This window comes from Shewanella sp. GD04112 (genome assembly GCF_029835735.1).
Lineage (GTDB): Bacteria > Pseudomonadota > Gammaproteobacteria > Enterobacterales > Shewanellaceae > Shewanella.
Genome location: NZ_JAOEAL010000001.1, coordinates 2,300,594 through 2,311,915, shown reverse-complemented (window position 1 = coordinate 2,311,915; position 11,322 = coordinate 2,300,594). Strand labels below are relative to the sequence as shown.

The following is an 11,322-nucleotide window of genomic DNA, read 5'->3' as shown; positions in this document are numbered from 1 at the left end:
AAGTATCAAACAGTTTTACGCCCTTGACTAGAGGCGAACGCACTATCTGCGTATAAGCGTTCAAAAAACCATCAAGCTAGGCGGTAGCAACGGCCACCCGCCGTTTTGGCTTGATACATCAGTTGGTCGGCTTTCTTCATTAACTCGATGGCCGTATCGCCATCGCGGGGATAAATGACCACGCCAATACTGATAGCCACCTCAACGGTCACCCCTTCTATGCTAAAAGGTGACGATAACGAGTGCAGAATATTATCAGCAACTTGGGTCGCGGCATCGAGATCTTGCACACGATTTAGCAGGATCACAAACTCATCGCCGCCGAATCTTGCCACTGTATCAGAATTGCGAATGGCTTTGGTCAATAATCCCGCCACTTTTAATAGCAGTGCATCCCCCACAGGATGACCATATTGATCGTTAATTTGTTTAAAGCCATCCAAATCGATAAACAACAAGGCGAAATGGCTATGATCTCGCCGATGGGCAAGTAAGGCCTGAGACAATCTATCATCCAACAGTGCCCTATTAGGCAATTGGGTTAAGGCATCGTGACTAGCAACATGCTGCAAACGCTTTTCAGCGGCAATTCGGCGGGTGATCTCAAGATTCAAACGACGATTAACGACTAAAATCGCCACCATCACGCCAGATAACACTAACGCCCCGAGCAATAAATAACGGATCCATTGCAGATATTGACTGTTATCCGTCGTCAAAGAAAAACTCACCCAATGGGAATAGATTTGTTGCTGCGTATGTTGATCGATTTGCGCCAACACGCGATTGATTAAGGGAACCAGCGGCGCATACTGCGGGTTAAGTCCAAAGTGGCTGTGCTGATCGGCTAAGTCACTGAGGAGTGACATTTTCAGCAACGGATATTGGCCTGTTTTTAACTCAGAGGCCAGCGTCACGACTTTATCGATAAACACATCCGCATGGCCATCGTTGACCGCCGAGAGTCCCGACTGGGTATCAGGCACCAGCACCAGTTTGAGCGAGGGCTGCAATGCCATCAGTTGCGCCACCAGATGATAGCCCTCCACCACTGCCACCCTTTGTCCCGCCAATTGCGCCAGATTAAATACCGAGACTTGCTCAAGCTGTGATACTAAACCCCATGGTGATGGCCAGTAGGGATCGCTAAAAGTTAAAAATTGCTGGCGCTCGGCGGTTTGAGCAATACTGCCCGCCAGTGCAATCTCGCCTGAACGCAAGGCGCCAATCAGCGAGTGCCAATCGTCAAAGGCGACGGGCTGAATATTAATCCGCAGTTGCTCGGCTAACAGCTGGCTGACATCGCTATTAATCCCCGCAAACTGGCCTTGCTCATCGCTAAACTCCATTGGCGGCCACTGTTTCAAGTAACCGAGTTTAAGCTCACCGAGTTGCGAGAGGTAATCTTGCTCACTGCTTGAGAGCTGAATGCCGTGTAATCCCTTTTGGTTAAAAATGCGATCCTTAGGGTTAAGCATCCATTTCTGCTCTACCTCGGCAAATTCCTGCATGCTAATACTGCGAAAACCATTAGCAATGCGCTGGGTTAAGCCGGGATCGTCACTGCGGGTCAGTACATACACATCGGTCGGAAACTCAAGCTCAGGATATTGATGAAATTCGGACCAAGCCTTATTTTGCAATAAATAGTGGGAAGTCCATGCACCCGCGGCAACAAAGCCTGCGATCTCGCCCGAGCGCGCACCCGCGACCATGCTGTCCATATTTTCGTAATAACGCAGCGTGACATCGGGCAGCGCTTTACGCAGCGCAACGAGATAAGGCGCTGTCGGCACAACACCGATACGTTTGCCTTTTAAACTCTGTAAATCGGTCAGTTGTTGCTGATATAAAAACAACCGACTCTTCACCGTATAGAGTTGCCATGCGCGGGTTAAGCCAGTTTTCAATTCGTCACTTTCAGGGTAACCAATATGCGCATCGGCTAAACCTTGGCGCACATCATTGACACTGGCATTCATGTCGCCCGAGATAAAATCCACATTAATGCCGGTCTTCGCCGACCATAGTTGCCAGAGATCCACATAAAATCCATGGGGCAAGCCATCGACGCCTAAATCGACAAAGGGCTCAACGCCTAGCTGCATCGCCACCACAAGACCCGCTTTTTGCCCGTGATAGCCTAACCAGCGACGCTCGGTTTGTTGCACAAAACGTGCATCGAGTGAATGAAACCCCTGATTAATCTTCTCGACTAAAGCTTGATTGCCTTTCATCACCGCGGGGACAAACTGCATGGCCTTGATTGGAATACGCGCACTGATGGGAAAACTGCCCGCAATTGCTTGGCTTGATGCAGGATCGCGCAGATAGCCATCGAGTCCTGCAAAGACGACCGTTTCGCCCGCTGCAACACCCGCCAGTAATTTTTCACGGCTCTCATAATATTTGAAGACTAAATTCGGCTCGATACGGCGAAGCTCAGCCTCATGGGATGAGCCACTCACAATTCCGATTTGGTAAGGAATAAGTTCCTTAATGGACTTTTTACCCTGCAAGGATTTATGCAGGTAAAGATAGGTACTGACATCGGCAATAGGCTCCGCAAAATCAAACAACTGTTCACGCTCGGGCGTCTGTCCCATGCCGATATGCACTTGGGCTTTACCCTGCTGCAACTGCTGCAATGACTCATTCCAGTGACGCGCCACAAATACTAATGGTGTATTGGTACGCTTGCCCCATTCCTTCCACAGATCCACTAATAAACCCGTGGCTTCACCGTCGTTGTCGACAAACTGATAGGGAAAGCTGTCTTCCCCCATCACCACAATCAGTGACTCAGTCTGTCCTTGACTGGCGTTAACTGCGTTACTGGTGAGTATGCAACACAGGATCACGATAAGCTGGAGCACTAACTTCAACTGGGGTCCCTAGTACTTGATGTACAATGTAAATACTTTGTTATTGATGCATATTAGACAGAAATTTCGGGCAAATTACTAGCTGAGACTTGCTGCTAGTCAACGGGATTCGTTAAAATGCATGGCTGAATTTTCGAGATATTCCCAGATGAACGCTTCCCAAGATACTATCTACGCTCAAGCGAGCGAACACATTAGCGATTTCCAGTTTGATAACCGTGTCGCGGGTGTCTTCAGTGACATGATCCGCCGCTCGGTGCCTGGCTATGCGCAAATTATCAATACTATTGGCGATTTTGCGGATCGTTTCGTCAAGCCTAATACCCAAGTCTATGATTTAGGTTGCTCTTTAGGTGCTGCCACCTTAAGCATTCGCCGTCAAATCCAGGGCCGCGATTGCCGCATTATCGCCGTGGACAATAGCGAATCCATGGTGACGCGCTGCCAAGAAAACCTCAATGCCTATGTGAGTGATACTGAGGTTGAGCTGATCTGCGGCGATATTCGTGATATTCACATCGAAAACGCTTCTTTAGTCGTGCTTAACTTTACCCTGCAATTTTTACCGCCAGAGGACAGAGAAGCGCTGATCGCGAAGATTTATCACGGTTTGAATCCCGGCGGTCTGTTAGTGCTGTCGGAAAAAATTCGCTTCGATGATGCGCCTATTCAAAGTGTGCTCGAAGAGCTGCACTTAGACTTTAAACGCGCCAATGGCTACAGCGAGCTCGAAATCAGTCAAAAGCGCAGCGCGCTCGAAAACGTGATGAAGCCCGATACCTTAACTCTCCACCAGCAACGTTTGACTCGCCAAGGGTTTAGCCACTTTAGCTTGTGGTTCCAATGTTTTAATTTCTCTTCCATGGTGGCCATCAAGTGATCAGTTTCAGTTCCTTTTACCAACAAATTGCCGATTCCAATTTGCAGCATTGGCTCGAGACTTTGCCAGCCATTCTCGGCAAATGGCAAAGAGAACATAAACACGGCAACTTACCCAAGTGGGAAAAAGTGCTCAATAAGCTGCACTATCCCGCCCCAGATCGCGTTGATTTTGTCAGCAGTGTCACTGTCGGCACAGGCGAGCAACTCACGCCCGGCGAAAAGGAAAAGCTTGAGAACCTACTGCGCCTGTTTATGCCTTGGCGCAAAGGCCCATTTCATATCCACGGCATTCATATCGATACCGAATGGCGCAGCGATTGGAAGTGGGATCGCGTGAGCCCGCATATTTCTCCTTTGCAAAACCGCACAGTGCTCGATGTCGGCTGTGGCAGCGGCTATCACATGTGGCGCATGCTTGGCGCGGGCGCTAAACGCGTGGTGGGCATCGACCCTTCACCGTTGTTTTTATGCCAATTCGAAGCCGTTAAGCGCCTAAGTGGTGAAAATCACCCGGTGCACTTACTGCCACTTGGCATTGAAGAGCTGCCACCACTGGATGCATTCGATACGGTTTTCTCCATGGGCGTCTTGTATCACAGACGTTCGCCTATTGATCACTTGTTGCAATTACGTGATCAGTTACGTATGGGTGGAGAATTAGTGTTAGAGACTTTAGTAATAGATGGTGATGAAAACGCCGTACTCGTCCCTCAAGATAGATATGGGAAAATGAATAATGTATGGTTTATTCCATCCGTCGCGGCCCTGATGCTCTGGCTAAAGAAGTGTGATTTCACAGACATACGTTGTGTCGACACCGATGTCACCGCCCTAGCCGAACAGCGCCGAACCGATTGGATGCCGAATGAGTCACTGGTTGAATATCTTGACCCTAACGATATCACTAAGACTATCGAGGGTTACCCCGCGCCGAAACGCGCAACGATTATTGCGGTGAAAAATCAACCCAATCAAGATTTGACCTAACGAGTTAACTCCAGTGGCCTAATACGCTTATGCCTAGGTAAACCCTAGGCATAAAACCCGTTTTAACGCCAATAGGAAGTACTATGCTAAAGCAGTTGATCGCTATCGCCGTTGCCAGCAGCTTAATCGGATGCGCAGCGACAGAACCGACCGCCCACGCCCCCAAACCACTCGATACTGATACCTTTAATACCCGTCTTAATCAGCAGCAAGATCAATTAGTCGCTGCGATTAATCAGCAATGCCAGCCTGCGGATTTAACCTCGCTTGCGACACTCAACAGCCAAGTCGAGCAGCTCAGTCTGCAAATCAATCATTTAAATCAAGCGGCGAAAAACCTCACTGCGCAAAAACAAGCCGCGGTGGTGACGCCTGCGCCGAGCCAATGCCCCAAGTCCGCCCTTGGGGATAAGTTTTTACTCGGTGAAATCGAAAATGTGTTTATCGATGAACTCAATGCCAGTTTTGCCACCCGCATTGATACTGGGGCAGAGTCTTCCTCCATCGATGCCCGTAATATTACCCTGTTTGAGCGCGATGGCGCCCAATGGGTGCGCTTTGATGTGTATACCCAAGGGGAAAAACAGCCCGCGACAAATTTCGAATCTAAGGTCGTACGTTTTGTACGGATCAAGCAGGACGCGAATGAAAAGGACGATCGTCGCCCCGTGATCCACGCGCACCTTAAGATTGGTCAATATTCAGCAGAGACTGATCTTAACCTCACCGACCGTAGTCACCTCGACTATCCCTTATTGCTCGGCCGTAAATTTATCAAAGATATCGCCGTAGTCGATGTCGGCCAGCGCTATGTGCACGGTAAAGCTAAACAGCCCAAAGCCACACCCAAACAACCCGATCCTGAACAACCTAAAGCAGAGTCAGCTATCGTCTCCAGCGGCAAAAAATAATAACCACTTGAGCTTATTGGTCTGTCAGCTTGTGGCATCGCCGCTCAATCTGACGCAGCCTGACGTAGCTAATACCCGCCACGCGTGGATCTTACGCGTGACGACGAGTTCGAACCGCCAATGCCTGGGTAATCCCACGTTTTTCGGCCATTGGCGCAACATGGGAAACACGTATGCATTCACGTAAACCTTTTTACATTTTGGTGGCATTACTATTTATTGTCGGTTTAAGCGCCAGCATCTACCGCGGCGTTAAGCATCAGGTGCCTTTTCTCCCCGGCGAGCAAGTTCAAAGCTGGGCGGTAGACGCCAAAATCAGCTTCGATGGCACAGGGGATGCGGCCGAAGTGTCCTTCTCTTTACCACAGGATCCCGCCTATGAAGTCTTGGTCGAGAACGCCAGCTCCCCAGGCTTTGGGCTGTCACTGAGTGATGATAAGGACGCGCGCCGCGCCAATTGGTCGATTCGCGAGGCCTATGGCAGCCAAGATCTTTATTATAAAGTGACCCTAGTGCCGACGGGCGTGACCCAAATCCACAGCGACGATATCCCAAGTCAACCAGAGCCTTACCTCTGGCCCGCGACCGAGAAAACCGCTGCAGAGCAAGTAATTAACGAAACCTGGGCGCGCAGCGCATCGAACTTGTCCTTCGCCCAGCAATTAATGAATGCAATCACGGCCACTAAGCGCAGCCAGAATATGGAGCTGCTACTGTCGAGCCAAACCGCGACGCAAGTGTTTTTGCATATGCTGCAAACCAAGGGTATTCCCGCCCGTGAAGTCAGCGGACTCTACCTTGAAGATCAGCGCCGCCGCCAATCCCTCTCGCCCTTTGTGGAAGTGTTCCATAACGGCGAGTGGGTCTTGTTCGATTTAGTTAAAGGCAAGCAAGGCCGCCCTGAGAACTTACTGCTGTGGGAACGTTCGGGCCATTCCGTGCTCGATGTGATGGGCGGCGTGAACTCGCAGGTGCATTTCTCGATGTTGCAAGACACCCGCTCGGCATTAGCGACATCCATCGATATGATGATGAATAACAATGCCTTGGATTTTTCGCTCTACCAATTACCGCTAGAGGAACAGAGTCTATTTAAGGGCATTTTATTGATCCCTATCGGGGTACTGATGGTGGTGTTTTTACGGGTGATCATTGGGGTGAAAACCTCGGGTACCTTTATGCCAGTCCTTATCGCCCTCGCCTTTATTCAAACCAGTTTAGTCACGGGCTTAGTCGGCTTCTTACTGATCGTAGCCTGCGGCTTGATGATCCGTTCTTATTTATCCCAATTAAATCTGTTGCTGATCTCGCGAATATCGGCGGTGATCATCGTTGTGATCGGCATTATCGGTGTCTTTACCTTGCTCTCCTATAAGTTCGGTTTAAGCGAAGGACTGACGATTACCTTCTTCCCGATGATTATTTTGGCGTGGACCATCGAACGTATGTCTATCCTGTGGGAAGAAGAAGGCCCGAAACAAGTGATAGTGCAAGGCGGTGGCAGCCTGATGGTCGCCACCCTCGCTTACTTAGCCATGAGCGCCAGTTGGGTACAACACTGGGTATTTAACTTCCTTGGGATCCACTTAGTGATCTTGGCTTTAGTGCTATTAATGGGCCAATACACAGGTTATCGCCTACTGGAACTCAAACGCTTTAAACCACTCGCGGGGGATGCCTAATGAGTATTGCTTGGCCATGGGAGCTGCGCGCGCGCGGCGTGCTCAATATGAATAAGCGCAATATCGATTACATTGGTCGCTATAATCCGCGTAAATTTTATAAACGAGTGGACGATAAGCTGCTGACTAAACAGTTGGCATTGGCCAATGATATTGCCGTGCCCGATTTAATCGCCGTTGTGCGTGAGCAGCACGAAATCGTGCATATTCCCAAGCGCGTTAAAGGCCGCACAGGGTTTGTGATCAAACCTGCCAAGGGCTCTGGTGGTAAAGGCATTTTAGTGATCACCCATATCGAACAGGGGCGTTACTATAAACCCAGCGGACACGAAGTCAGCCCATCGGAATTGGATAGACACGTGTCCAATATCCTCAGCGGTTTATTCTCCCTTGGCGGCAAACCCGATGTGGCGATTGTCGAGGGACTGATTGAATTCGATCCTGTGTTTGACGGTTACAGCCATGAAGGCGTGCCCGATATCCGCTTGATTGTCTTTAAAGGTTTTCCGGTGATGGGAATGCTCAGGCTCTCCACCGCCGCCTCCGATGGTAAGGCCAATTTGCACCAAGGCGCCGTGGGTGTGGGCGTTGACATTGCCACGGGAAAAGGGTTACATGCTGTGCAATTTGATGCTCCAATTGAGTTTCATCCAGATACAGGCAAAAAGCTCACCGATATTGTCGTCCCCCACTGGGACAGCTTGCTGCATACCGCATCGAGCGCATATGAAATGTGTGAGATGGGTTATTTAGGCACAGATATGGTGCTTGATCAAACTAAAGGCCCGCTGTTATTGGAACTCAATGCACGCCCGGGACTGGCGATCCAGATTGCAAATGGAAAAGGCATTTTGCCTAGACTTAAGCATGTCGAAGCCATGTCATCCCATTCAATGACAGTTGCAGAACGTGTAGCCTATGCAAAAATCCATTTTAACGGCTAGCCTGTTTGGCTGGTGTTTATCCTCCCTCGGTGCAGCCTATGCTGCGCCAAGTCCTGTGCCGCTGCTGGTAGAGCAGTGTTTGCGCCAACCCAATATCGATTTGGCAGGCGCCTTCGCCAGTTACGCCAGCACCCACCAGCTCCCAAGCTTAACATTGGCGGATAAAGCCCTAGTGTTAGAGCAGCAAACCATTGGGCTGAATAATGTCAACGACAGACTCACCTACTACCGAGGTTTGCCGCTGTCGGGGGATGAGCGCCAAGGTTTACTGCAGTGTCAGTTGCGCTTGGCCGATACTCTGAGCGACTTACTAAATCAGGCGGAATTTAGCCAATTGGCGTTTGAGCTGACACAAGCAGCATCGATAAATCATGCTGCAGCAAGTCAAGAACAGGCCTTGCTCGGCGAGCAATTAACGGCTTTATTACGCCAACATTTATCCATTATGGATAAAGCCAAGCTGCACACAGCGCAGGCCAGCATTCGCCAAGGTTTAGGCAATCAGCAGTTTCAACTGGATATTCAAGCGGCTAACTGCCAGCTCACGGATGAAGGAGCAGAGGTTAATACAGCCAATAACGAAGATGAAACGGCAAATTCAGGCACTTTTTCAGGGACTATCGCCAATTACCTGTTAAAGCAATCTAATGCCGAATGTCGGCAAACCCTGTGGCAAGCCTATCAAGGTCGAGCCAGGGAACATAATCAAGTCGCCTTACACCGTATTGCCGAGCTACGCCAACGCATTGCCAATGACGCAGGTTTTAGCGATTACGCCAGTTACAGCCTTAGCGATCAGCAACTCAATACCCCGGAATTAGTTAAAGCCTTTCTCGATAGCCAAACCGAAGCGATTCAAGTTGCCCCTTGGGATCTTGGCCGTACCTTATCGCAATTACCCAGCGCGCAAACCACCGCCCTCAATACCCGTGAGCTGCTCGACAAGGCCTTAACAAGCTTCAGCGAGTTTGGTTTACGTTTTGAGGTCATTGGCGAGCATCTAGACTCGAAAGCTACTCAAACAACACTTTCTCAAACTACACTCGCACAAACGCAGCAACAAATCCTCCGCGTTTACCATATGGATAGATTATTAGGAGAAGTGTATCTGGCTATCGGCGCTCAAGATAAAGTGAATAAACCTAGGAATGCCAGTCAACACACCCTCAGGCAAAATGTGATTGGACAGCAATTTGGTCAACAGACGCTTGAGCTCCCCGCGACACTCAATAATTTCAAAGATATCGAACGCTTTACCCAAGCCCTCGCCGATGCAATGACTTCACTGGCGCGCGGCAGTCATTTTTACCTTAACAACACCTTAGGCCCGACGCTCGATACCAATCAATTACCGAGTCTTTGGCTCGCTAAGGTATTACGCCAAACGCTATTCCCCCAATTTGATACCCTATATATTCAGCCGAGGGAAACGCTCGCAAGCGCCTATGCAACGCAGCTTAAAGTCTTTCGCGCTAAGATAGCACTTAACTTTTACCAGTCTTTAAACCAGCAAAGCTATCCGGATCTTCCTGCTGAATTTAGCAAAAGCTTTGGGGCGAACTGGACACAAGCGATTGATTACCCATACAGTTTCAATGCAATCGCCAACGAAGGCCCACGTTATTATCAATCCCTGTGGCAAGCCAAACTCGCGACGCTTGTCTATCAATCCACCCAAGACTGCCAAGATAAGCTTGGGCTTTTTAATCTCCTCGTGGTCAATGAGACCGCACTCACCTTGAGCGAGCAACTGCGCGCCATACTTGGCGAACCCGTGGATGCCGCTGCGCTTATCCAAAGGATTATCCATGTCTCAGGATCTGAAAATCACCCATACACCACAACCGAAACACAAACTCACACTACCCATTGCGCTTTTTAGCGGTTTAGCCTTCTTTACCGCACAGAGTGCTTTCGCCAACACGCATAGCTCATCCCTAAGTCACGCAGGGCTTGAGTACTCACAAAACGTACTCAAGCCAAACGCCGCAGATAAAACCGAATTAAGCCAAAGCGACGTTGCGCAGCTTATTCAACAGAACCTTGAAACCCATCTCTATACACTCCCGCCTCGGGTGCAAGGACATTATGGGATCCGTCTCTATCGCCTGACGGGCGATGAGCAATATGCCAACGCGGCGTTAGTCGATCTTTATACGGTAACCGAAGCTCAAGCGTTTTATGCCTGCCAAATGGATAACCCTGAGTTTGTACGCCAAGCCTCACAGAACGCCATCGCCGAACTGGGTAATGGTCCCAGAGCCAAGGCCCGTAAAAAAGCCCTCGCGCCCTTTCCTGAGTTTTTATTTTACTCCGATGTGCTATTGCGATTTGCCAGTCGAATCGATGAGTTAGGCTTTACAGGTCCTTGCCATAGCCAAATGATCCAAGCCCTCAAAAAGGCCGACTTACGCCAAGGTTTGACCGATCCCGCGATGATTAAAGCCTGGGCGGCGCAGCTGATTAACTATGTGTATTGGGCCAAACAATTGGGTGTGGGAGATTATCTAGAGGATTATAAAACGGCGTTTACTCGGGTTTATCCTGATTCGCAGGATGCCACACTCAGCAAAGCACTGTTTCGTAATAAGCTCTACGGCATGACGCATTTTATCTTTGCCGCCAGTGAATATTATCAGCATCGGGTGGATGCCACTGAGTTTGCATGGATTTTGGATTACTTTGACGCCAACATTGAGCGAATTTTACAGGATGCGACCGACGATATTATTGCCGAAGTCGGCATTAGTTTTCTGTTAGCGGGCAAGACAGACCATACTGTCGTGGCTCAAACTCGGGCGTATATTGCCAACTCGTTCGACCCTGATAGCCAAATTATCCCCTCACCCAAGGGCAATCCTGACTTAGCCCTTGGCGAGCATCGTAATGTGCTAGCGATAATGTTACTTAATTGGCCAGAAACCCTCTATCCCGGCCCCTATCTGAACGAACTTAACGCGACAAAAAAGTATTTACCTATGGGCGTGACGCCTAAGGTTATCGATTAACCCATTACTCATAGTTTGTACTG

At 49.5% G+C, this 11,322-nt stretch carries 8 protein-coding genes; 7 read left to right on the top strand and 1 reads right to left on the bottom strand.

What is annotated here, in order from left to right; all coding sequences use genetic code 11:
* Positions 1 to 71: 71 nt before the first annotated feature.
* Positions 72 to 2,885 (bottom strand): transporter substrate-binding domain-containing protein, encoded by a 2,814-nt coding sequence (locus N7386_RS10260; RefSeq protein ID WP_086903457.1) that lies wholly within the window; start codon positions 2,883 to 2,885, stop codon positions 72 to 74.
* 148 nt (positions 2,886 to 3,033) lie between these two features.
* Between N7386_RS10260 and cmoA the strand changes: the two genes are divergently transcribed.
* From cmoA to N7386_RS10225, 7 genes are all read left to right on the top strand, one after another.
* A complete protein-coding gene (gene cmoA / locus N7386_RS10255; protein WP_086903458.1) occupies positions 3,034 to 3,765 on the top strand; it encodes a carboxy-S-adenosyl-L-methionine synthase CmoA in 732 nt (243 codons plus the stop codon).
* Entirely contained in the window at positions 3,762 to 4,754 is a 993-nt protein-coding gene (cmoB, locus tag N7386_RS10250; protein ID WP_011622666.1) for a tRNA 5-methoxyuridine(34)/uridine 5-oxyacetic acid(34) synthase CmoB, read from the top strand. The genes cmoA and cmoB overlap by 4 nt, the downstream gene beginning before the upstream one ends.
* Before the next feature lie 83 nt (positions 4,755 to 4,837).
* A complete protein-coding gene (locus N7386_RS10245) occupies positions 4,838 to 5,665 on the top strand; it encodes an ATP-dependent zinc protease (RefSeq protein ID WP_279768323.1) in 828 nt (275 codons plus the stop codon).
* 173 nt (positions 5,666 to 5,838) lie between these two features.
* Positions 5,839 to 7,347, top strand: coding sequence for a UUP1 family membrane protein (locus N7386_RS10240; protein WP_279768322.1), 1,509 nt, complete (start codon positions 5,839 to 5,841; stop codon positions 7,345 to 7,347).
* Positions 7,347 to 8,291: an alpha-L-glutamate ligase-like protein gene (locus tag N7386_RS10235; RefSeq protein WP_279768321.1), complete on the top strand. Its 945-nt coding sequence runs from the start codon at positions 7,347 to 7,349 to the stop codon at positions 8,289 to 8,291. Before N7386_RS10240 ends, N7386_RS10235 begins: the two co-directional genes overlap by 1 nt.
* Positions 8,266 to 10,173, top strand: coding sequence for a M3 family metallopeptidase (locus N7386_RS10230; protein WP_279768319.1), 1,908 nt, complete (start codon positions 8,266 to 8,268; stop codon positions 10,171 to 10,173). The genes N7386_RS10235 and N7386_RS10230 overlap by 26 nt, the downstream gene beginning before the upstream one ends.
* Positions 10,100 to 11,299, top strand: a complete 1,200-nt coding sequence (locus N7386_RS10225) for a DUF3541 domain-containing protein (RefSeq protein WP_279768318.1) — start codon at positions 10,100 to 10,102, stop codon at positions 11,297 to 11,299. Before N7386_RS10230 ends, N7386_RS10225 begins: the two co-directional genes overlap by 74 nt.
* Positions 11,300 to 11,322 lie beyond the last annotated feature (23 nt).

Bases quoted from the DNA above. Each gene is read 5' to 3' on its own strand.
- cmoA (WP_086903458.1), top strand. From the start codon at position 3,034: ATGAACGCTTCCCAAGATACTATCTACGCTCAAGCGAGCGAACACATT.
- N7386_RS10245 (WP_279768323.1), top strand. From the start codon at position 4,838: ATGCTAAAGCAGTTGATCGCTATCGCCGTTGCCAGCAGCTTAATCGGA.
- N7386_RS10240 (WP_279768322.1), top strand. From the start codon at position 5,839: ATGCATTCACGTAAACCTTTTTACATTTTGGTGGCATTACTATTTATT.
- N7386_RS10235 (WP_279768321.1), top strand. From the start codon at position 7,347: ATGAGTATTGCTTGGCCATGGGAGCTGCGCGCGCGCGGCGTGCTCAAT.
- N7386_RS10230 (WP_279768319.1), top strand. From the start codon at position 8,266: ATGCAAAAATCCATTTTAACGGCTAGCCTGTTTGGCTGGTGTTTATCC.
- N7386_RS10225 (WP_279768318.1), top strand. From the start codon at position 10,100: ATGTCTCAGGATCTGAAAATCACCCATACACCACAACCGAAACACAAA.